The following is a 23,158-nucleotide window of genomic DNA, read 5'->3' on the forward strand; positions in this document are numbered from 1 at the left end:
AAAGGGTTTATTTCACGTATTTTGAACGAATTCAAATATAAAGGTGAGTCTGGGTGTAGTCTGATTCATCAGACTACAATGTCGACACACTACGTTCAATTCTAGTTGTATTGTACTGCCTGTATCTCATCAATTTTAGGGCCGCTGGTTAGATTTTTTCGCTGTTTTGTAGAGAATAAGCTATTGGCAGTGATTACAGATGATGGTTTATGAGAAATCAACTGTTTTGCATCAGCGATCATTGATGGGCGAGGTGTTTTTAACTCTTCTATTGATGGAGGTATTGTTGTTGATTTTTTTGTATCAGGTGGCAGTTCGATTATCTTGTCTGTATCGTGCAATCCTGCTTTAGAATTTATTTTAGTTAAAATGATTTCACGAGAGACATCATTGCGTTCAATCCAACGTTTCAGTGCGGTTACAAAACTCCAAAAGTCCTCTTTTTTACTTAAAGATAAAAGAAATTCAGATAGCTTTATAGGTAAACCAAAACGATACCAAAGAATTTTAGGCAAGGTGTATTTAACTGTAGAAGCAATTGGCTTGGCCCCTGTTGTTAACGTTTGAATAGGTTTTGTAGACTCCACAATATCTATAATATTAAGTAAGTCACTGCGTATTTCTGGCCAAAATTGTTTGATCACTGGATCATTAACGGCATTTTTAGGATTATGAAACATATTAGGCAAAACAACCCTGGTGGCTTGCTTAAAAAATCCAGGTTCGGAGACCTGCACTTTTTCTAAATCACTTTCCAATATTTTAGTGAAAAACTTAAATACGGTTGAAAGTGGAATAAAAGGCTTTGCTCCTTCAGGTGGTTTAAAATCGATGGGTACCCTTTTCATTAAACCAGCAAAGACTACATCAATAATAAATCGCTTTGTGCGATCATACAAAAATAAGGGATCAACTGGAATCGATGTTTCCTTTTGTGGTTTGACTAAGGGCAGCGACATATGAGAGGCAACATTAATATGCAGTAAAAGCAGCAAATGTTGTAATGTTCTGTTATACAGGTAAGGAGGGACTCCTACAGTGGATTCAAGTGCGTAATTCATAAGCGCAGAGGTTCCAGTGTACGCTAAACCCAAAGAAAGTATGGATTCTGATTTCATTCCCTTATGACGTTCGCATCGCTCAGGTGTGGCCATATAGGTAATATATTCACCATAAAAATAAAGGCCTAACACCCATGAGATTTGCTTGCCACCATACGGAAATTGGCTAATGCCCCATAGCACAAGATCATTTAAAGCTAATCCTATTGTCCCTCGTAGGGAACCTTTAAACTTTCGTTTAAAATTACAATCTTCTTCGACACAAAGGGTCGGATTTGATGGAACGAGTGCTTTGTGTTCGTTAAACGCAGAGGGTGCTATTGTGTCGAGAACTAAAGTATGGGCTACTAATTTAGTTGCTTGTCTATAGTTATAGAGCTGAACACCGTAATTGGCTAAAGAAAGAGTGGATAAAAAAAGAGCGTAGGGAGCCAAAAACGAACCTTGCTCTTCGCTATAACCCTCACGAAAATAACTTTGAATGCCGTTGTTCACATAGTTTACAGCTACCACGGGAAGTACGTCGTGGAATACAACATTCCCCATTCCTTTAATAACTTTTTGTACGGATTCCATTGCGGGTGTCATTTCTTCTACGCGAGTTTTAAATGGAGCAATTAAAGCAGGAATTGCTTCGCGTAGCGCTAACACTTGTTCGGTTACATAAAATGCTGTATCTGCGGCATAGCTTACTGCTTGCGTGATGGGGGCTTTGCTAAATACCCAAGCTGCTCCATCACCAAATGATTTAGCTCCATCTATTACTGACGTCCACCAGTTCATACTCTTGCTCTCCGTGCAACTAGGAAATCTCATTGTATGAGGAAAAAATGAGAAATGCTAGTCTTTTCCTCATGAAGTACAGTAACACTACATTGTGCTATGATTCTACTATTGTTTATTGTTTTTATGACGCAAAACTGCTTAATTTTGTTCCTGACTTTCATCTATCAGTGGAACCACAGCAATATCGTCACTAATTAATTGTTTTTTCCATGGTAAATCTCTATAAGTTTGCCCTTTGCCTAGCGGTAAAATGGGGTATTTGATGACATCAAAAAATGGAGAAAGATCAAAGTCGCTTGGTGTGTAGAGACGGGGATTTCTATGTATTAATGCATAGCCTGTTTTATCTTTTGTAATCAAAGGCAAAATAGGATAATTCACGGATTGAAAAACATCGGCAATCATTGAAGAGCAAATATCTTCTGTGGGTTGTAACATATTATGTTGGAATAACGAAGAACGCCATCTGCGTGGAAAAATACTCCAAGGAAAAATAAAACGTGCCAGATCAAAAAGATGTCGTAAGCTGTAGTTTTTTCCAATTTTATGAATCGCCGAAGCAATAACTTGTTCACGATCTTCTGGTAATAAAAGAGAAGGTCTTAAAATTCTTATGTGCTCATTTTTGTATTCATCGACGCAAGACACTCGAGTTCCTTCTCCGAGGATGCTTTCAATAATTAATTGATCTGAGGATAAATTTTTTACATGTTTTTGCACTAATTCATGTAAATCTGGAGCAGTGATGTCATCGATACGGCCAATATATAAAGCTGCATGAGTCCAAGTGCTTTCAGAAATGAGCCTAATGATGTTACCGATACGCGTGTGACTTTCGACTAGAAGAACATCACCAGGTTTGATCTCTTGGATCATTTGCCCAAAATTATATAAATAAGTTCTTTTTGCCACACGATCTTCTTTTGATAAAAAGCGATAGAACTTTAATAGGATTTTATTTATAAATGTATTTTTATTCCGTGCATTCATACTTGTTATACCTAACTTCCTATTATGTTTGTCAGTGATGACTATAAAGTTTGTTACTCATCGTGGTGCACTCAGATAACGAGAAATTGCTTCGTGCTTTAGCAATTAGCATGAGTTCGACATAAAAGTTATTTTTATGCATTTTATGTCGAACTCACGTTAACTATGATAAATTTTTCTCAGGATATTCGCAAAGATCTTCAATAATACATGATTTACAATGCGGTTTTCGTGCAGTACATACATAACGCCCATGTAATACAAGCCAATGATGTGCGTCTTTTAAAAATTCAGATGCTGTACTCCTTAGTAAGTTTTTTTCCACTTCCAAAGGCGTTTTACCCTTGGCAATTCCTGTTCGATTTGCTACCCGAAAGATATGGGTATCCACAGCCACTGTAGGTTGTCCAAAAGCAGTATTAAGTACTACATTTGCTGTTTTTCGGCCTACGCCAGGTAATGCTTCTAATGCTTCACGCCGATCAGGAACTTGTCCATGGTAATTCTTGAGCAGTAACTCACAGGTTTTTATGATATTTTGTGCTTTGCTGTTATATAAACCTATAGATTTTATATAGTCTTTGAGTTTTTCTAAACCTAAATCAAGGATCGCTTGAGGAGTGTTTGCCACGGGGAATAATTTAGCTGTGGCTTTATTTACCCCAACATCCGTTGCTTGGGCTGAAAGAATAACAGCTATTAATAATTCAAAAGAAGAATGGTAGACCAATTCAGTAACTGGGTGTGGATTTTGCGCTTGGAAGCGCAGAAAAATTTCACGTCGTTTTTGTTTATTCATGAGTTTTTTTAGCGTTCACACGAGCCAAAGCCAGTTGGATATAATCTTGCTTAGCTTTTATCTCTTGTGCTTTATTAGTGGCTTGCATCGCTAATTGGCGTTTTTCTCTATAAGCTTGTTGTTTTTCATGATCCTCTCTTAATAATCGGGTTTGTTTGGCATGAAAACGGACACGCGCTAAATCTTTATCATATTCTACGGCAGGCAACTCTACCATCTCAATACAATCTACAGGACAAGGTGCAACACACAAACCACAACCAGTGCATTCGTGTGTCAACACTGCATGCATTAATTTGCCACTGCCAATTATTGCATCTACAGGACACGCTTTAATGCATTTGGTGCAGCCTATGCATTCTGCTTCGCGAATGACTGCAACGGAGGGGGGGCGGGTATTTGCTCTTACTTCATCAAGATAAGGTGCGGGATCTATATTGAGTAACGCACCTAATGCTGTTGCTGTAGCGACACCGCCTGGTGGGCATTTATTAATCGAGGTTATGCCCTGGACAAGTGCTTCAGCATAGGGCAAACAACCTGAATAACCACATTCACCACATTGAGTTTGTGGTAAAAGAGCATCTATTTCTTTAACTGAGGCCATGATGCACCTGTTTTGATTGTTCCACCATGGCTTGAATTTTTTCTTTTTCAACACGAACCATTAACGGCTGGAACGTATTGATTTGATGGTTCAATAAAGGGGTATTGATTGCTTCCCAATTTAAGGGATCACAATTTAAGAACGTTTCTACCGCATTACTCATTAATGGCAGCACCGGTTTTAAATAAGTCATTAAAATGCGAAATAAATTAATCCCCATAGTACAAATATCTTGTACTTCGGAGAGACGTCCTTCTTCTTTTGCCAATATCCAGGGTTTGTGAGCGTCAATGTATTGATTGACTTTATCGGCACAATCCATAATGTGACGAATAGCACGTGCATAATCACGAGAAACAAATGATTCAATGACTTCGCTACGTACGGCGATGAGTTCCGCATATAATTGAGGTTCACTTAAGTGTTCACTCAAGGTGTTGGCAAATCGTTTATTGATGAATCCTGCACATCGACTTGCTATGTTAACTACTTTACCCACGAGGTCGGCATTAATTCTATTGGTGAAATCATCAAAATTTAAATCCAGATCATCGACACGCCCATTGAGTTTAGCAGCGAAGTAATAGCGTAAATATTCTGGGTGCAGGTATTCAAGATAAGTACGGGCCTCAAGAAAAGTTCCACGTGACTTAGACATTTTTTGTCCGTCAACTGTTAAAAAGCCATGTGTGTAAACCGCGGTAGGTGTGCGATGACCACTAGCGGCGAGCATTGCAGGCCAAAATAAAGCGTGGAAGTAAACAATGTCTTTACCTACAAAATGGTACAATTCCGTGGCAGAGTCTTTATCCCAAAATTCTGCGAATGAAACTCCATGCTCATCACAGTATTTTTTAAAACTTGCCATATAACCTATAGGGGCATCTAACCATACGTAAAAGTATTTATCAGTCGTTCCCGGGATAGGAAAGCCAAAATAAGGTGCATCACGAGAAATGTCCCATTGTTTTAAACCTGACGCAAACCATTCATCCAATTTATTGGCAACCTCTGTTTGCAAATGACCGCCTCGAGTCCACTCTTTTAAAAGATTTTCATAACGTGGTAAATCAAAGAAATAATGTTCTGAATCTTTTTCGATAGGTTTAGCACCAGAAATGGCGGAGACAGCATCAATGAGATCTGTTGGTGAGTAGGTAGCACCACAGACTTCACAATTATCTCCATATTGGTCTTTAGCACCGCATTTAGGGCAAGTTCCTTTGACGTAACGATCGGGTAAAAACATTTCTTTTACTGGATCGTAAGCTTGATGTATGGTTTTTTTAATAATAGAGCCATTTTTCTTGAGCTTTTCATAAATTGCTGCAGCTAAAGTCTGATTTTCTGGCGAATGGGTGGTGTGATAACAGTCATAATCTATAGCAAAGGCGTTGAAATCGCGTTCATGACTCAGCTTTATTTCAGCGGTTAATGCTTCTGGACTAACTCCCATTTGTTCTGCTTTCAACATAATGGGGGTGCCGTGCGCGTCATCGCCACAAATACTGATGCATTCAATCCCAGACATTTTATGAGTGCGGACCCAAATATCAGTTTGAATGTGCTCCACTAAATGTCCCAGATGTAAATGTCCGTTTGCATAAGGTAAAGCGCTGGTAACCAGCATTTTGCGTTGTTTCATCAAAATAAAGCACCTACTTGTATGACAGATGATTGATTATAACGCAAAAGGGATGCAAATGCTTTAGCAAGAGAAGTAGAATTGTAAACAGCTTTTAGTCAGAAGGCCGGAAATAAAAAACGCGGCTTCAGCCGCGTTTTTTCTAATCCATTATTTGCATGATTAGCAAGATAGACGAAGCTCATCTACTGAATCTTTCTTCTCAACAACGGGTTTTTGACTTGAGAATAGTTCCGTAAATTGTGGTGCGCTCTCTTGAGTAACAGTACTTGTAGTCTTAGGCGCTTGTGAATTTAATAAGGTGAGGCTTGGGTTAGTATCAGGAATGTCATCATGGCTATGTGAACTTTCTTCACTTAAAGATTCCTCATTACTAGCAAGCAATTTTTCTGTTTTGCTAGGACGCTTAAAGTAACTAGCAATTGCAGAAACACTGTTTACTACAGCAGCAGTCAAATAAGTACCAACAGAAGCAGCAGCAGCAGCTAATCCAGCAGCAAATCCAATTTGCAGAGCAGTGTTAGCACCAACGATGCCAGCAATAGAGAAGCCATAAACTGTAAAAGTAGCAACAGCAGTTAAAGCAGCAGGCCACAAGAATAATGTAAGACCAACACCAGCAGCAGCAGCTAGAGAGAGCCATGCAGCAACAGAAATTGCTTTTTTATGCGCAGCGATGAAATTAGCAGTAGATTGAGCAACATATTTAACACCGTCAAGAAGAAGACCTAAAAGACCGCGATTTGTCTTGATTTCACCTTCTTTATCTTTTTGAGAAGAACCTAATGCAAGATTAACCGCACCGCTAAAAACATCAGCTGGTAAATAAGCAACCGTCCGCATAAATTTTTTCATTTTTTACTCCAAGGTTATAAATCAGAACGGATGATAGCAATGAATTTGCAACATGTGAATCAAAAATGCTCAATTTGTTGTAACAAAAGTGTAAAATAATTTGACTTTAAACAACTTATTGGTTAATTGTTTTTCATTTTTGATATTATTTATTCTAAAAGAGCCGTTTTTAATAAAACCTGATATACGCCTGTCTTTTAATACCCATATTGGTTTAATAGTAGCAAGACTGTTTTCTAGAATTTTGTAACTTGCTTTAATGGTGTTGATGCTAAATAAAAAGCCCGCCTCTCTGCTTATGCCCCATGGCTATGAGATTAAGAAGCGAACTTCCCAAGCACAAAGTGTAAGTTGTATTTTGAGAAGTTATTTTATTTTTGATACTCTCGAGGACGGCACCCTACTCAATTTCAAAAGAGATTCTATTTAAGATGACGATATCGTGTTGGGTCATCAATTCCAGCGCCTATAAATCCTCGCTGTCTAAAGGTACAACTATCACAATGACCACATGCTTCACCTGCATCGTTAGCCTGATAACAAGAAACGGTCAGGCTATAATCTACGCCCAGGCTTATTCCAAGTTGGATGGTTTGTACTTTGCTTAAATACTGTAGGGGGGCATGAATCGTGAAAGAGTTCCCTGCTACTCCTGCCTTGGTAGCCAAGTTAGCGAGAGTTTGAAAGGCAGTAATAAATTCGGGACGGCAATCAGGATAGTGAGAGTAATCCACAGAACTTGCTCCGATAAAAATATCTCTAGCGCCTATAGATTCTGCATACCCCAATGCCATGGCTAGAAAAATAGTATTGCGTGCAGGAACATAAGTTACTGGGATCTCTGATCCTTCCTTAAACTCAGGGACATCTAAGTTTGTGTCAGTCAACGCTGAGTTACGAAATAATTCAGTATCCAAGGTTACAATTTGATGTTCTCTTGCTTTGTAATGTGCGGCAATACGCTGTGCTGCAAATAATTCTGCTGAATGTCTTTGTCCATACGAAAAGCTTATTGGATAACAGGTAAAGCCTTTTGAAGCTGCCAAAGCGAGGCAGGTTGTGGAATCGAGCCCGCCCGAGAGTAAAATAACTGCTTTTTTCATTGAAAGTCCCCATAAATGACTTATTTTTTAACCTAAATGGAATTTGTTAGCCATGTGTGCTGTAAAAAAGATAATCGCTTTTTTTAGGTTTAAAATACTGTTAGAATGCGCCAATTATGCCATAACATGGAACTTTATGACGACTACTCTTTATCCCGTTATCCTTGCAGGAGGTTCTGGGACTCGTTTATGGCCTTTGTCGCGAAAAAACTATCCTAAACAGTTTCTTGCCCTAAACGGGGAATTGTCTCTTCTGCAACAAACTGTAAAAAGAGCACAAAGTCTGGAGAGTGCACACGCCATTATTGTAAGTAATGACGCACATTACTTTCTATGTCAGGAGCAACTCAATCCTTTTGCTCATTCAATAACTTACCTATTGGAGCCATGTGCACGCAATACGGCGCCGGCGATTGCAAGTGCAGCTCATTATATATCACAAATTGCTGGTTCTGATGCCGTGATGTTAGTGTTGCCTTCGGATCATTGGATTGCTGATGATTTAGCGTGGCAAGAGGCGATGAGGATTGGTGCGCAATTTGCCGCGGAACAACAAGCTTTAGTGACTTTTGGCATTCAACCTGATAGTCCTAAAACTGGTTATGGCTATATAGAGGCGGGAGCATCCCTTGCTGAAAAAGTACATCAAGTAGTAAGTTTTAGAGAGAAGCCTTCAGCTGATAAGGCAAAAGAATTTATCGCGAGTACTAACTATTTTTGGAATAGCGGTATTTTTGTGTGTCGTGCCGGTGTATATCTAGATGAATTAGTGGAGCACCAACCAGACATTCATTATTTTAGTCGCGAGGCGGTTTTAAATGCCCAACATCATCATGACTTCTTACGTCTTGATTTGGAAGAGTTTTCACGATGCGAAGCAGAATCAATAGATTATGCAATTATGGAGAAGACAGATAAAGCAGTCGTTATTCCTGTGGCAATGCAATGGAGTGATTTAGGATGTTGGTCTGCAGTTGCAGATGCGAATAAACCTGATGAAGATGGGAATACAGTTACTGGAAAAGTGGTTGCACAAAACAGCAAAAATTGTTTTATTCACAGTACCGATCTCTTAGTGACAACAGTAGGAGTAGAAGACAAAATTATTGTTGCTACTCAAGATGCGGTTTTGGTCGCTGATAAGCAGTATTCGCAACAAGTTAAAGATTTAGTTAATTCTTTAAGCAAAGATCACTATCAATTAATCCAAGATCACCAACGGGTATCACGACCTTGGGGGTATTATGAAATTTTAGCTGAAGGTGCATCCTTTAAAGTAAAGCGGCTCATGGTGAAACCGGGCGCACGACTATCACTGCAAATGCACCAGCATCGAGCAGAGCATTGGGTTGTGGTTTCAGGGAAAGCAGAAGTCATTAATGACAAACAAACCATTTATTTATCAGTAAATCAATCTACGTATATTGCGCAAAATACCCTTCATCGTTTAAGTAATCCAAGTAATGAACCTCTTTATGTAATAGAAGTCCAAAGTGGTGTTTATTTAGGAGAGGATGACATTAAGCGATTTGATGATATTTACGCACGCGATCTTTTATAATTCCGTATTTTCAAATTTTAGTTTTTCAGCTTATATATTTCAGAGTTTTATGCCCTGTATTAAGGGCTGAAATTTCTATGTAACTTATTTAATTAGATTATGCAAATTTTAGTTTCAATACTGTAAATCAATCAATACCCACCTTGTTTTTAAAATTAGTGCTATGTTATAAAAAAGAACACATTGATTTTTACTGTGATTAAAGGAATTAGTCGCCTAAGATTTATAAACTCAAAGGTAATATTATGGCTACCAGCAGCGGAATTCTTCACTCTTTTCTTAACGATAAATTAAATAAAAACAAGAACGTTGCTGATTGGCACTTTAAAGATCTACTTAAGCTGCGTAAAGAGTTTCTTGAATTTAGTAGAGCAGAATGTGGTCTCATTGAGGTCGATTTTGATCCCAGCAACAAATTTACTGAGGTTACCCCCTTACTCTACCACAAAAATATGGTGATTGCCCACCAAGATAAACTTTATTTCGCAGATACAAAAAATCAAAAAGTTATTGCGCTTGAAAAAAACAAAGATAATAAAGATGACTACGAGCAATTAAGAAAAAAATGCACTCCATCTTATAAAAAAGCAAAAGGACATACACTAAACGAAATAAGATCAGTAACTGGTCGTGCTTTTAATGAACATCGTAGTGCTGATTTTCTTCCTTCCTTAAATTTTTATTTGGGGATATTAGGTGATACGGACAGAGTCATGTTTGCCTATATGAATGAGCAGCAAAAAGAGCAATTAAGATTTGATCTAAAAATGACACTTTTGCTTTTACTGGCGCAACAACAACATGAAATAGACTATCAAAAAACTGAAAATCGCAAGGCATATACTCAACACATTAAACGGTGTGTCGAATTTCTTCTCGTACTCGATCCAGAATATCAAAATTTCATTATAAAATCTCCGGAGCAAGCGGAGCTGAATCAGGATAAGCCGCTAAAGTACTTAGGGTGGGCGGTTGGTTATGAACTTGGCCAAAAAATTGTAGATTGGACTGATACCAAAACCGAAAAAGGCGCGACCAAAACGATTAAGGATTACATGGGGTCTCTAAATGAGAAGAGATTGAATTGGGTATGGCAGTCAACTTTTTTAAAAACAGTAATTGATTTAGTTCCTAAAGATCATCCTAATGCCGGTCAGGCTGCACAGGCAATCAGATATCCAGACCCTTATACAGGGACACTGAGTTGGGCTTTATATTATGCGCGGTTTGCATTAAATCTTTCTTTATTACTAAAACATACCATTAAAGGTCCCTGGATGAGTGAAGAAGAGGCAAAAATGCCTTGGTATGAGCGTTTTCAAACTCAATGGGATCAAAGAAAGTTTAGCTTATTGAATGATTCTCTTTGGGGAACAGCAAATTTAGTTTGCTTTTTTTGGTTAACTGGAAAGAGTATTTTAGGAACTTGGGGTGATGCAATAACCGTTGCTTTATTGATTTTTGACATCAGCATCGCTATTTGGGATTTTGAAGAGCAGAAAACGAAATACAATAAAGCCATGCTGCAATATTCTGAAGATATCGCCAGAATAGAAAAGCGACTTAAAGTTCTTAATGGCAATACACAACAAGAGGGTAAACAAGAGAGAGCTGCGGAAGAACGGCAATTACAGATGCAGCTGCATGCTTTAAAGAGAGAACAAGCAAAATGTGCGCGAGAATGGCAAATGAACAAACTCTCATTGATTAGCAATATTGCCTATGCTGTGGGTTTGATGCTGGCGTTTGTTCTTTTAACGATGCCGTTCTTGCCTGTTGCCGCACCTGTTGCTGCGACACTAGCTCTTGCTGGGGCGGTTGTTTGTCTTGCTTTAACCATCATTAATAATGCAATAAAAGGGGGTATCGAATTATACGCCACGCATCAAACAAGAAAGGAAATTAAAGAGGAACTTGATCTTAAAGTGGATCTCTTGAAAAGAGAGGGGCATAAGTTAACGGACGATCAAAGAAAACTGCTATTCTTGGAAATTAAGAAGCTCCAAGCGGAGACAGAATATCAAAAACAAATGATGATTTATCAATCAGTAAATTTAGTGCGTGGTATTGTACTTGATATTTTTATCCCCGCGGTTGTGTTTGTAAGTTTAATATGCATGCCTTTAGGATTTGGTATACTCGCTATTGGTGCCGCGTTGGGGTTAGCTCTGGGTACTCGTCTTCTGGTTGATTCATTATTTAAACCAGAGGAAAAAAAGGCATTGGAGTTCGACCAAGAAGAATATACAAACTTTTATGCGTCACTTAATAAGGCAGAAACGAAAAAGCCCCATGGCTTCTTTAAGAAAACATCAGTAGAACAAGAGAAAAAACGATTACTTGACGACAATGATTTTGATCCTTCGATGGATTCAGAAGAGGGGCCACTTTATTCAAACTAGATTTTGAAGAAGTTGACTATCCAATCTGTCTCTTTATGAGATGCGCTTTATGGTTGACGATTGCTTCGTATAAAGCGCGATGCATGAGCAACCACCAAGGGTTTTATTTTTTAATTTGATATTAAATTCAATTAATTAATCTGAAATAAAGAGCTAGTATTCACCATCTTCTTCTGTATAATGTCACCAAAGAAGCTAATTGAAGTGTCTTCATGATAAAGTCTATTGCTTTGTTATTGCTTATTTTTTCAATTAACGTACACGCTATCGAACTGCCAGGCAATTCCTGTGATAAGCATGCGGGTTTGTCCGATTCTTATGTTTTAGCATTAAGTTCACAACCTGGATTCTGCCAAACCTACGGATATGAAGCTGGCAAACCAGAATGCACCCATTTGCCTAAGAGCTCCTATCAAGCAAAACATCTTACCTTGCATGGATTGTGGCCTAATCAAAAAGCGTGTGGTCAAAATTATGGGTTTTGTGGGGTAGAGCAAAAGACGAGTCATTGTGCCTATCCCCCATTGGATTTATCGCCACAGATTTCTGAACTTTTAAAAAAGATAATGCCAAGCTATTATTACGGAAGTTGTTTGGAACGGCATGAATGGAATAAACATGGCAGTTGTCAAGTTTTATCAGCAGATCAATATTTTGCTTTAGCTATTCGTTTAGCAGAGACCGCCGATAATTCTTTATTTGGCCAATACTTAACACAACATCAAGGACAAAAAGTTCAATTAACTCATCTCCGAGAGATGATTACTCAATCATTTGGTCCAACGAATTCGACCAAGATATATTTAGGGTGTAAAAAAGGTATTTTAGTAGATATTTACATTCAATTACCGGCACTTATCTCAGATAATGACTCTTTAGAGTCTTTAGTTGATGAAGCTCCTGATTCGCAAATTAATGATACTTGTCCTAACACTGTAGTTCTTTCTAATTTTAATACAGAGTCTTCATATGCTGTAAGTTGAATTATAGGTGTCTCTGAGAGGATATACTGACATCTGGGTGCTTGAGGCGCGAACGCTTACCTAAACCTTGAACATTGTTAAAACTTCCTCTAATGTAGAGTAATTATGATATAGGGATAAAATCTTATGCAAAAGCAGTGCTATTTATTGACTCTTATTGTTTTTTTATTAACTGCATGCGCACATCATGCGCCCAAAGCTCCTTCTTTACCTCCAGCACCACAAGGTGTTAAAACAAAACAAGTCAGAGCGGTTAGTGCGTTTAATCATGTTGATGTTCAGGGACAAATGAACGTTGCAGTGCATACGGGGTATAAAGAACCGCAAATTATTGTAAGCGGTGATAGTCGTGATTTGGCTGCGTTAAAAACAGTTGTGACGCAAAATACGCTTTATGTAAGTCTAGGAAAAGGGTATCCATCCTATGGACCTATATCTGTGGATATTAGAGGTCAATTTCTTAATCGTTTAGCGGTTAAAGATGCTAACTCTGTTGTAGGCAATCAATTACATACGAGCGTATTAGATGTTTATTTGGTAAATACTGGCACCGTAAGATTAAATGGCTCCATTGGTTTACGTGTGCTGGACATTAAGGGCAAAGGCATAACTCAAATTGGTGGTATCTCCAGTCAAAATTTACAAATCCATTTGCAAGGCAGCCCTAAAGTACAACTTTCTGGGGTCGCTAATTTAGCAAATTTAACCATGCAAGGTAATGCTTGGTTTAGTCTGTATTGGGTTAAAACAGATACTTTAACCATACGTGCAAAAGATACCTCAACGATTCAATTAGCCGGCGCGGTAAATAGATTAGATGTTGAGCTTTGGAATAATGCACGATTTAAAGGGCGTTATTTACGTGCTCAACGCAGTTTTGTGAAAACACATGGGCGTTCTGTTGCAGAAATTTCAGTAGCGAAACATCAAAGCAATTTTGCTACAGATGCAAGTGATATATATTATTATAATCTACCGACAACTCGCGCTGATTTTATGGTATTTAGTGGTTCGGTATTGGATATGAGAGCATGGAACCAATTCGATTTGAAAGACTTTACTCGTTACAACAAGCAATTTCCTTAATTAACGTGAGCTTAAAAAAGGCATGAAAATGCCTTTTCTTTTATGTTTACAAGTTAATTTATCGTATCTCTTTACATCACCTGTTAGATGATATTATGATGCCCGCTAAAAATAGTGGGTATGTTATATATGTTTAAGATTTAGTTAAGAATTTCTAATCTAACCATTCCCCGAAAAACCGCAGACATAGCAAGGAGCGTTAATGAAACGGAGTTTTTTCCTATTAGCCCAAATCCCTAGGGTGATTGCAGCACGAATTATGAGCCATCCAAATCAATCTAAACGGCCTTGTTAGGCAGCGGAAAATAAAAATATGAAACGAATAAACTTTCTGATTCAATTACTCATCGGGCTATTTGCTTTTTCATTCATGGCGATGGCACAAGCTGGCGGACCTTTGTGGACGTTTGCGCCAGTTGATGGTTATCCCTCAAGTTTGACGATAAGTAATACTGGTACGGCGACGGTTAAATACACAGTAACCAATCAAACAAACAAAAAACGCACATTAGTGATGCAGCCGCAGGTAGGAGTTAGTCAAACTCAACCGTGCACTGTAGGACCTAAAGGATCGACATCGTCTTCATGCACGCTTACCCTAACTATTAGCGGCAGTCTACTACCACCGTCAGGCGTTTCAGGTGGGCCAGGCCTTTGTCAAGCTAACCCTAATGGAACTCCTAATCCTAATCTATGTTATCAGCCAAGCCCCGCAAATATTTTAAATATTAAAGTTACTGCCGAACCAAGCCTGGTTTCTATTGATGTTACACCCGTAAACCCAGCAATTGCCCAAGGGATAACTCAGCAATTTAATGCAACAGGTATTTATTCGGATAATAGCACAAAAGATCTGACGACTTCGGTGATTTGGTCTTCGTCTAATACGAGTATTGCGACGATTTCCAGTTCTACAGGATTGGCTGAGGGTATTTCTCAGGGTACGGTAACCATCAGCGCCACATCTGGAGCTATTGTTGGTACGACGAATTTAACAGTGACCACAGCAAAACTAAAATCGATTGTTGTGAAGCCGACAAATCCACAAATAGCGCAAGGAACTACTCAGCAATTTATTGCTGAGGGAATTTTTACCGATGGCAGTATCCACAATATTACCAGTTCAGTAGTTTGGTCTTCATCAAACACTACAGTGGCGCTCATTTCTAATCGGCTAGCAACCAATGGTTTGGCTGCAGGAAGATCTGCTGGTTCGGCAACCATCACGGCAACATTAGGTGGTATATCGGGCACCACGACACTCACGGTGACTAATGCAGTGTTGCAGTCGATCTTTGTCACACCGATGAACCGCACCATTGCTCAGGGTATAAAATTACAATATATTGCAACCGGGGTTTTTTCGGATAACAGCACCCAGGATCTGACAAACTCTGTAAACTGGGCCTCGTCGAATACGAGCATTGCTACGATCTCTAATACTGGGGAAGCTACTGGTATTGCACAAGGCAAAGTGCTCATCAAAGCAACATCAGGAAATGTATTTGGCACTACGAGTTTAACTGTGACCGCGGCAACATTAACGTCGATTGCGGTAACTCCTGCAAACTCAAGCATTGCCAAGGGAACGACACAGCAATTTATTGCCACCGGAACTTTTACTGATGGCAGTACTTCCGATATTACCAGCTCCGTATTGTGGTCTTCATCACAACCTGCATTCGCGCCAATTTCTAATGATGTCGGGAGTAGGGGGGTAGCTACAGGAGAGTCTGCGGGGCAAACCACGATCACCGCTACATTAGGTGCGGTATCTGGTAATACGCCATTCACAGTAACGAATGCGACTTTAACCTCCATCAGCGTTAGTCCAGCAAATCAAACCATTGCTAATGGTGTGAGCCTGCAATACACTGCGACAGGAATTTATTCCGATAACAGCATCCAGGACTTGACATACTCAGATACACTGATCTGGTCTACTTCGAATGCTGCTGTTGCTCTAATCACTGCTACAGGGCCGAATGCAGGGCAGGCTACAGGTACGGGACCTGGCGTAGCGACAATCACAGCAACTTATGGTACTTTATCGGGCACTGCAACTTTAACGGTAACCGCAGCAACGTTACAGTCGATTGCTGTGACCCCAACAAATGCCACGCTTCCACTGGCTACCACCCAGCAGTTTATAGCTACTGGAACCTTTTCTAATGGTACTACCTACGACATTACCAGCTCTGTAGAATGGTCTTCTGGAAACAATGATGTTTTATCGTTTTCTAATCCAGTAATCAATGGACTTGCCACAGGAGAAACAGTGGGTACGACAACCGTTAAGGCAACATTAGGTACGGTATCAAGCCCTAATGTGAATGCGACGGTGACGAATGCGACTTTAGTGTCGATTAATGTGGATCCAGCAAACGCCGCAATTCCTCAGGGTTTTACCCAGCAATTTACTGCAACGGGAGTTTATTCTGATGGCAGTACAAAACCTCTGACAAGCGCTGTAAGCTGGTCTTCGTCAGCTCCTTCAGTCGCAACGATTTCTGATGATCCAGAAACCAGGGGCTTGGCTACAGGCGTGTCCGCTTCTTCCACTCCGGCAACCATCACTGCAACATATACTGATGTATCGAGTACTGTATCAGGTACTGCAAATTTAACCGTGAGCACAGCAACTTTGCGATCGATTGCGGTAACACCGACTAGCACAACTATCATTACGAGCACGACCCAGCAGTTTACAGCCGTAGGAACGTTTACTAATGGGACTACCTACGATATTACAAGTTCAGTCACCTGGGGGGCAGCGAATCCTACCATTGCCTCGTTTGACGCACAAGTCAAAGGATTGGCCACGGGTTTGACTGTGGGCTCGACTGGTATTACTGCAACTTTAGGGGCTGTTGTATCGAATAGCGCGAATTTAGAGGTTATTGATGCAGTTTTGACCTCAATTGTTGTTACTCCGGCAAATAAATCGATTGTTCAAGGTACTACGCAGCAATTTACAGCGACCGGGGTATATTCCAATGGTAGGACCGCAAATCTTACAGATCTAGTGAACTGGGACTCGTCTAATCCATCTGTTGCAACAATTAATACTTCCGGGGTCGCTTCTGCTATTGCTGGTGGCTCAGCGACGATTCGAGCTGATCTAAGCGGTATTGTGGGTTCTACGACTTTATCGGTGACTCCTGCTACATTAGTGTCTATTGGCGTGGCTCCTGCAAACCAACAGATAGCGAACGGTACGACACAACAATATAAAGCGACTGGAGTTTATAGTAACGGCAGTGAACTCGATCTTACCAGTGCCGTGTCTTGGACGTCAGGTAATAATGCTGTTGCCAGCATTTCAAGCCATGGTGGTTTAGCGACTGCAAAGAGTGCCGGTTCGACTACAATCACTGCCACATTAGGTACTATATCTGGCTTCACGCCTTTAACTGTAAGTAATGCAACATTAGCATCCATCGAAGTTGCTCCAGCGAATGCTGTAATTGCTACGGGATTAACCCAGCTTTATACCGCAACAGGTGTTTATTCAGATGGTAGTACACGACCGCTGACGAGTTCTGATGGTTTGACTTGGTCTTCCAATAGCTCTGCCGTATCGATTTCTAACGAGGGTTTAGCTACAGGATTGACTGTTACTACTACTCCGGCAACCATTACTGCAACATACACTAATGGATCGGGCACCACATTGGGTACTGCGGTCTTATCCGTGTCCTCAGCAACTTTAAAATCGATTACGGTGACACCATCTACGGCAAGCATCGCCAAAGGTACAACGCAACAATTTATCGCTTCGGGAACCTTTACTGATGGTACTTCATCCGATATTACAAGCTCGGTGGTTTGGAGTTCTGATAGCGGTACGGTCAATATTTCCAATACTGCAGGAAGCAAGGGTTTAGCTACAGGGTTGTCTGCTACTACTACTGCGGCGCATATCACCGCCACATTAAATGGGCTATCAAGTACAGCGAGCTTAACGGTAACCAATGCAGTTTTAACATCGATCACAGTCAACCCAACCACTGCTGTTATTGCTGATGGTACAACCCAGCAGTTTAGCGCAACAGGAGTGTATTCTGATCTTAGTACCCAACCGCTTACGAGTTCTGATGGCTTGACTTGGTCTACTTCTGACCCCAATATTGCCGCAATCAGCACGACAACAGGTCTGGCTACAGGTATCGATCCAGGTACAGCGACAATTACGGCGACAGCGAATAATGTATCGGGCACTGCAAATTTAATTGTGACTAATGCTACCTTAGTATCGCTTGCGATTACACCGGTAAATCCAAGAATAGTAGCGGGAGCAACCCAGCAATTTATCGCCACAGGAACTTATTCTGATAGCAAGCAATACGATCTGACCAGTGCCGTGACGTGGAGTTCGTCAAACGATGTAGTGGCGAGTGTTTCTAATCAGCCAGGGCAGAAAGGTCTTGCTACTTCATATACGACTACGGGTACAACAATCATCACGGCGACATTAAATGCGCTATCCGACAGTACCAATTTAAACGTGGAGGCTGGATTTACCTTAAGTGGAAGTGTTTCTAATCTTACTATAGGTTCAGGATATAGTGTCACCCTACAAAATAATGGAGGCGACAATTTACTTCTTGATGCCAATGGTTCCTTTACGTTCCCTGAAAAATATCTTTCTGGTACTTCGTATAATGTTACTGTACTAATTCAACCTACAGGGCAGCAATGTAGTGTCACTAATGCAACAGGAACATTTCCTCAGGTTACTGATGTTGAGGTGGTGTGTAATGCTTTATTTGCCAGGGACTCGTTTACGGGTGCCTCAGCTACCTTGCCCTGGATTACCTTAGCCTCATCAAATGACCAAGCATGTCTCACTGCGGGTGATAATACGGGCTCTATTCCTGCTTGTCAGGCTAATACAGAGGGAGCAGGAACACCCGATGGCCTTACCCCAGATCAGGATGGAAATGGTGTATTGCGTTTGACGACCACTGATCCTACATTTCAGGGTAGTGGCATTATTGAATCAACTCCCGTCCCCACCTCGCAAGGCTTAAGTTTGGAGTTCCAGGTATTCTCCTACTCTGATGATATTGCTTCTGGTGCTGATGGGATAAGTTTTATGATCATCAATGCTGATGCTGGTTCTCCTCCCAGTGCCCTTGGCTGTGTGGGTGCAGGTCTTGGTTATGGTCGGATTTCCCATGGTTATGTGGGTATTGGTTTAGATGAGTATGGTAATTTTTCTAAGGAACCAGTTTGTTCATCAGGAACGCCAAATAATCCCAATAACATTGGCATCCGCGGAGCAACGACAAGCGATCCCAACTCCTCTAACCCCTATATTCTTGGAAACAATCCAACGATCTCCATGTGGCAACGAGAATCTCTACGCACTAATGTAACTGCTTTGGACTACCGCATTACCTTTACAAGTGCGGGAGTAATCAGTGTGTTTCTCAACGGAACTCCTTATCTGGCAGGGGTAAATGTAGTTCCAGGTGCTGGAACCCCTCCAGAGATGCTGTATTTTGGTTTCGCTGCAAGTACTGGAACTCATTACAACATTCATGAAATTCGCAATTTCGCAATTTCAATTCCAACAGACACTAGCTTGGATGTATCGCTAGAGGCCACACCTAATCCATTAATCGCTGGTGGTTCAAACCAATATTACACCTTTACCATTAGAAATACAGGAGGTTCGTCGAGCTCTGGTACGATACAATTATTCGATAATGGCTTACCTGCCGGGATTACATTAGCAGGGCCTTTATCGTTGGGTGGACCTGCTGCGGGTGTTGGAACACCTGCCCTTCAGGGATGTAATAGTTCTGGGTCTTCCATAGGAAGTTCTTGCACTATTACTGGGGCAACGATTACGAGTGTGTCGCCTAATAATTATTTAACAGTGACTGTTCCTATAAATGTCCCGAGTCCTGCTACTGATGTAACCTATTCTGCTTCTATAAAGGGTGGGGGCGATCTTGGTTGTAATAGTGCTGTATATAGTCCCTATTTATGCTCCGGTTCAATTTCTTTGAATGTAAATTAAGGGATTTTGGGAATTTTGGAGATATTGATATCCTCCTCACGCAAGCGAATAGGTATCGACTTAAGGAAAGATGAGGCTTGCTTTTAAGGTGTTGCTTGTCAACCTTTCATCTTCTGCGCAAGCAGGAGGTCTATTAAGGGTGATGCAGCAAAAGAGAAGTTTCTAGTAAAAATTGTTGTTTTTTAGACCTTCCGCTCTGGCGGAAGGTGACAATGAAGAAAAGTATTAAGCGCCCCCGATTTTAATTTAAATAAATCATAGCAACTGGCTACACGCATTGATTAACACAGTGGACAATTTGATCTAAATCATTATCTAAGGGTAATACATGGGCTGAGTTTTTTAACCAATGTATGTTTGCTTTAGGTAGATGAGAAAACATTTTTTCTACTTCGGTGGATGCGACAACAACATCATGAGTTCCCAGAAAAAGATCTGTGGGGCACTTAGGAGGCACCCATTGATGCTCTTGGATTAAAGCAAACAGTTCAAGGAGTGCGGAAAGAGGGACTCTGCGATAGGATATTTCGGTGTGATTGTCACTGACAAGATTACCCGCCATGCCACGTAGCTCACAAAATCCCAGATTCTTAAGTAGCGTAATTAATTTGATATTGCGATCAATATTCATCTGCAATTTTAAGGCAGGGGCTAAAAGAAACATGTGATTAAATGAATAAGTTAGGCTCAGCTTGCACGCCAACAATGCGCCAAGGGAGACACCTAATACATCTACTTTGTGATATTCTTTAAATAATAGGTCACATTCTTGATTGGCATGAACTACCCAATCATTTCTTTTTGCTTTGGCGAAAGCAGCAATACTTTCAGCATGCCCGGGTAGTGCCGGACATACTATGGCATCATAATTTTTTAATTGAGGAATGAGGTAACGATAAACAGCAGGGGATGATGTAAATCCATGAAGAAGTAGTAAGGCGCGATCTTTTTTTGTGCCTCGTTGGTTAATGGGTTTAAGAAGTGAAAAATCCTCTTTTTTCAAAGTAAGAAGTTGTTTTCCCCGGCACATAAAACGAAAATCATTATAAATCATGAGTAGTCCATTTTTTTTGTATTTATTTTGAAAATTTAGAGTAAATTGATTTCATATATAATTTATCAAAAATAATCCTTGATAAGATTATAGTATACAATAAAGCGTATGCTAGCACTGTTTCTAGAGCATTACCTCTGATGATGTGCTATCTTTAAAAATAATAGGGGTAGTTTACTGAGGTTCAATATATGAATGAAAACCAAGACAAATCAATAAGCCAAGAGCCACCAAAGACAGATACAACGCCTAAAACAGATCAAACAGCAAAAACAGATACGGTTGCTCCGCCAAAGCCTGATGAAATCACCGTGCCATCTACAGATGGACCTAAGCCTGATGCGAATAAAGACAAAGCGAAGAAAGGCGGGGAAGAGGCAACCCCTTCATCTGACAAAAAGGAGAAAAAAGGGATCGATTCAGGCAGCCAAGACCCAAGGATGAAACTTATCGATGAACTGTCGCAGATGGTCCAATCTATAAATGATGATGTTAATGATGCCTTAAAAAGTGGAATGAAGAAACTGGGCGATAAATTCGCAAAAACAGAATTAGGCCAGGCTTTAGGTGACTTAAAGAAGGAGTTGGGTGAGGCAAAAGACAGATTAAAAGAGGCTGCTATAGAGGGCGCAAATGAGAAATGGGATGAATTGAAAAACTCTGAAAGCCTAAAGCCTATCGCCGATACACTCTCAACTATTAAAAATAAGGTGGGTGATATCGGTGACCAAATAAATAGTAGTGCGGTTGGTTTAGTACAATCAGCTACCGAAAAAGTAAGTAATGTTGCGAAAAAGGATGGAAGTACTGAGGAGCAAGGTAAAAATATTGGCATGGATTCCCCTAAAAGTAGTGATGTATCTCCCACAAAATCATCTGCATCACAGAAAGTTCAAGAAATTGAGTTGCAAGATATGTCCAGTAAGAGAGAGTCTACAAAAGAAGGACCTGATTTAGATAAAGATAAAGAAATGGAACAGGGAGGTAAAAGTATGGGAATGGGTAGCGGAAGCAGTAGTTAATTAATATTAAAACAAATGATGGAAGGTTATAATTATACGATATTCGATTTACTTTACCCTATTTCGAAACAGACCCTGTTATTGTTTGTAATAAGCAGGGTCTGTTTTGTGTCTTTTAACCTAATAACTTGTGAGGCAAACTTTCAATGCGGCCAGCTTGCGTGACAATGACGTAATTTAATTTACGTTGTAGCTCACTGATGGTATCCGAACCTGCATAAGTTAAACCTGATCGTAATCCTCCGACAATATCGGCAATAATTGCATCGGGATTGTCTTTGAAAGGAACTTCTGTTGCTACGCCTTCGGCGGTTTTCCATTCGTGCATTTCACCTAAGAAATTCTCTTGTGCTTCTTTAGAAGCCATACCTCGGTAACGTTTTACTTTAGTGCCATCCTTTTTTTGAATGACCTCACCAGGAGTTGGAGACGTTCCAGCTAACATACCGCCGATCATCACAAAATCAGCACCAAAAGCTAACGCTTTTACTATATCTCCAGATGTTTTAATTCCCCCATCCGCAACAATAGAGCGATCCGCACGTGAGCAATCTTGGATACAGGTTAACATTGGGACTCCAAAACCTGTTTTGATGCGGGTGCTGCATACAGAACCACCACCAATTCCGGCTTTGATGATGTCAGCACCACAGGAGGCAAGATAATCGGCGCCTGCGTAGGTGGCAACATTTCCTGCCATCAGACAACGATCAGCGAGTATTTTACGTAAGCTTTTTAGTGTTTTTCCCACATATTTGGCGTGAGCATGGGCAACGTCGACACAAAAATAGTCAGCACCTGCATCGCGTAATGCTTCGGCTCGTTCCAGTTCAGCTGTAGAGCAGCCAACAGAGACAAAAACGATGCCGCTACACTTTTTAAATTCGGCGATATTATCTTCAACAGTCATAAAGCGGTGTAAAGCGCCCATAGCTCCTTTAGAGGTCATGAAATTTGCCATGGCACTTTCAGTAATCGTATCCATATTAGAGCTGATTACAGGTAGTTCCAGGGTTAGCTTGCCTAAGCGATCCTTACTCGTGGTTTCTACTACCCTTCTTGACTCATGATGATTGTATGAAGGAACAAGGAGAACGTCATCAAAGGTGATGGCATGGTCTGTCATGGTAAATCCTTAAAGTGCATACTATAACGCACATTTCGCAACAGGTC

General features: G+C 40.4%; 15 protein-coding genes. 6 read left to right on the forward strand and 9 right to left on the reverse strand.

What is annotated here, in order from left to right; translation table 11 throughout:
• Window positions 1-101 precede the first annotated feature (101 nt).
• The 7 genes from EL220_RS00690 to queC form a co-directional block, all read right to left on the reverse strand.
• Entirely contained in the window at window positions 102-1,844 is a 1,743-nt protein-coding gene (locus tag EL220_RS00690) for a hypothetical protein (RefSeq protein ID WP_027272447.1), read from the reverse strand.
• 141 nt (window positions 1,845-1,985) lie between these two features.
• Entirely contained in the window at window positions 1,986-2,837 is an 852-nt protein-coding gene (locus EL220_RS00695; protein WP_027272448.1) for a YiiX/YebB-like N1pC/P60 family cysteine hydrolase, read from the reverse strand.
• Window positions 2,838-3,000: 163 nt separating this feature from the next.
• On the reverse strand, window positions 3,001-3,636 hold the full coding sequence (gene nth / locus EL220_RS00700; RefSeq protein ID WP_027272449.1) for an endonuclease III: 636 nt from the start codon (window positions 3,634-3,636) through the stop codon (window positions 3,001-3,003).
• Window positions 3,629-4,243, reverse strand: coding sequence for an RnfABCDGE type electron transport complex subunit B (locus EL220_RS00705; RefSeq protein ID WP_027272450.1), 615 nt, complete (start codon window positions 4,241-4,243; stop codon window positions 3,629-3,631). Before EL220_RS00705 ends, nth begins: the two co-directional genes overlap by 8 nt.
• A complete protein-coding gene (metG, locus tag EL220_RS00710; protein WP_232002767.1) occupies window positions 4,230-5,873 on the reverse strand; it encodes a methionine--tRNA ligase in 1,644 nt (547 codons plus the stop codon). The genes EL220_RS00705 and metG overlap by 14 nt, the downstream gene beginning before the upstream one ends.
• Before the next feature lie 177 nt (window positions 5,874-6,050).
• Window positions 6,051-6,743 carry a hypothetical protein gene (locus EL220_RS00715; protein ID WP_027272452.1) on the reverse strand — a complete coding sequence of 231 codons (693 nt, stop codon included), beginning with the start codon at window positions 6,741-6,743 and terminating at the stop codon, window positions 6,051-6,053.
• Window positions 6,744-7,165: 422 nt separating this feature from the next.
• A complete protein-coding gene (gene queC, locus EL220_RS00720) occupies window positions 7,166-7,846 on the reverse strand; it encodes a 7-cyano-7-deazaguanine synthase QueC (RefSeq protein ID WP_027272453.1) in 681 nt (226 codons plus the stop codon).
• A gap of 136 nt (window positions 7,847-7,982) precedes the next feature.
• On the opposite strand from queC, the gene EL220_RS00725 reads away from it, so the two are divergent.
• The 5 genes from EL220_RS00725 to EL220_RS00745 all read left to right on the forward strand — a co-directional run bounded on the left by EL220_RS00725 (window position 7,983) and on the right by EL220_RS00745 (window position 19,909).
• Entirely contained in the window at window positions 7,983-9,407 is a 1,425-nt protein-coding gene (locus EL220_RS00725) for a mannose-1-phosphate guanylyltransferase/mannose-6-phosphate isomerase (protein ID WP_027272454.1), read from the forward strand.
• Window positions 9,408-9,652: 245 nt separating this feature from the next.
• Entirely contained in the window at window positions 9,653-11,809 is a 2,157-nt protein-coding gene (locus tag EL220_RS00730; protein ID WP_027272455.1) for a hypothetical protein, read from the forward strand.
• Between the two features lie 212 nt (window positions 11,810-12,021).
• The gene (locus EL220_RS00735) at window positions 12,022-12,792 is read left to right on the forward strand and encodes a ribonuclease T2 family protein (RefSeq protein WP_027272456.1); all 771 of its coding nucleotides are present in this window, start codon (window positions 12,022-12,024) and stop codon (window positions 12,790-12,792) included.
• 126 nt (window positions 12,793-12,918) lie between these two features.
• The gene (locus tag EL220_RS00740; RefSeq protein WP_027272457.1) at window positions 12,919-13,878 is read left to right on the forward strand and encodes a GIN domain-containing protein; all 960 of its coding nucleotides are present in this window, start codon (window positions 12,919-12,921) and stop codon (window positions 13,876-13,878) included.
• A 313-nt stretch (window positions 13,879-14,191) separates the two neighbouring features.
• Window positions 14,192-19,909, forward strand: a complete 5,718-nt coding sequence (locus EL220_RS00745) for a beta strand repeat-containing protein (protein ID WP_051544802.1) — start codon at window positions 14,192-14,194, stop codon at window positions 19,907-19,909.
• Between the two features lie 268 nt (window positions 19,910-20,177).
• Here EL220_RS00745 and EL220_RS00750 read toward each other — a convergent pair whose 3' ends face one another.
• Complete coding sequence (locus EL220_RS00750; RefSeq protein WP_027272458.1) at window positions 20,178-20,963, reverse strand: alpha/beta hydrolase; 786 nt, start codon at window positions 20,961-20,963, stop codon at window positions 20,178-20,180.
• Window positions 20,964-21,154: 191 nt separating this feature from the next.
• Here EL220_RS00750 and EL220_RS00755 point away from each other — a divergent pair, with 191 nt between their 5' ends.
• On the forward strand, window positions 21,155-21,985 hold the full coding sequence (locus tag EL220_RS00755) for a hypothetical protein (RefSeq protein ID WP_027272459.1): 831 nt from the start codon (window positions 21,155-21,157) through the stop codon (window positions 21,983-21,985).
• A 115-nt stretch (window positions 21,986-22,100) separates the two neighbouring features.
• On the opposite strand, the gene EL220_RS00760 is transcribed toward EL220_RS00755, so the two are convergent.
• Window positions 22,101-23,111, reverse strand: coding sequence for a guanosine monophosphate reductase (locus tag EL220_RS00760; RefSeq protein ID WP_027272460.1), 1,011 nt, complete (start codon window positions 23,109-23,111; stop codon window positions 22,101-22,103).
• Window positions 23,112-23,158 lie beyond the last annotated feature (47 nt).

It is taken from the genome of Legionella sainthelensi (assembly GCF_900637685.1).
Classification (GTDB): domain Bacteria; phylum Pseudomonadota; class Gammaproteobacteria; order Legionellales; family Legionellaceae; genus Legionella; species Legionella sainthelensi.

What these genes read in the sequence shown, in the direction of transcription:
- EL220_RS00715 (WP_027272452.1), bottom strand. Translation starts at nt 6,743, where the DNA reads ATGAAAAAATTTATGCGGACGGTTGCTTATTTACCAGCTGATGTTTTT.
- EL220_RS00730 (WP_027272455.1), top strand. Translation starts at nt 9,653, where the DNA reads ATGGCTACCAGCAGCGGAATTCTTCACTCTTTTCTTAACGATAAATTA.
- EL220_RS00760 (WP_027272460.1), bottom strand. Translation starts at nt 23,111, where the DNA reads ATGACAGACCATGCCATCACCTTTGATGACGTTCTCCTTGTTCCTTCA.
- EL220_RS00740 (WP_027272457.1), top strand. Translation starts at nt 12,919, where the DNA reads ATGCAAAAGCAGTGCTATTTATTGACTCTTATTGTTTTTTTATTAACT.
- EL220_RS00735 (WP_027272456.1), top strand. Translation starts at nt 12,022, where the DNA reads ATGATAAAGTCTATTGCTTTGTTATTGCTTATTTTTTCAATTAACGTA.
- EL220_RS00705 (WP_027272450.1), bottom strand. Translation starts at nt 4,243, where the DNA reads ATGGCCTCAGTTAAAGAAATAGATGCTCTTTTACCACAAACTCAATGT.
- queC (WP_027272453.1), bottom strand. Translation starts at nt 7,846, where the DNA reads ATGAAAAAAGCAGTTATTTTACTCTCGGGCGGGCTCGATTCCACAACC.
- metG (WP_232002767.1), bottom strand. Translation starts at nt 5,873, where the DNA reads ATGCTGGTTACCAGCGCTTTACCTTATGCAAACGGACATTTACATCTG.
- EL220_RS00725 (WP_027272454.1), top strand. Translation starts at nt 7,983, where the DNA reads ATGACGACTACTCTTTATCCCGTTATCCTTGCAGGAGGTTCTGGGACT.
- EL220_RS00745 (WP_051544802.1), top strand. Translation starts at nt 14,192, where the DNA reads ATGAAACGAATAAACTTTCTGATTCAATTACTCATCGGGCTATTTGCT.
- EL220_RS00755 (WP_027272459.1), top strand. Translation starts at nt 21,155, where the DNA reads ATGAATGAAAACCAAGACAAATCAATAAGCCAAGAGCCACCAAAGACA.
- nth (WP_027272449.1), bottom strand. Translation starts at nt 3,636, where the DNA reads ATGAATAAACAAAAACGACGTGAAATTTTTCTGCGCTTCCAAGCGCAA.
- EL220_RS00750 (WP_027272458.1), bottom strand. Translation starts at nt 20,963, where the DNA reads ATGATTTATAATGATTTTCGTTTTATGTGCCGGGGAAAACAACTTCTT.
- EL220_RS00695 (WP_027272448.1), bottom strand. Translation starts at nt 2,837, where the DNA reads ATGAATGCACGGAATAAAAATACATTTATAAATAAAATCCTATTAAAG.
- EL220_RS00690 (WP_027272447.1), bottom strand. Translation starts at nt 1,844, where the DNA reads ATGAACTGGTGGACGTCAGTAATAGATGGAGCTAAATCATTTGGTGAT.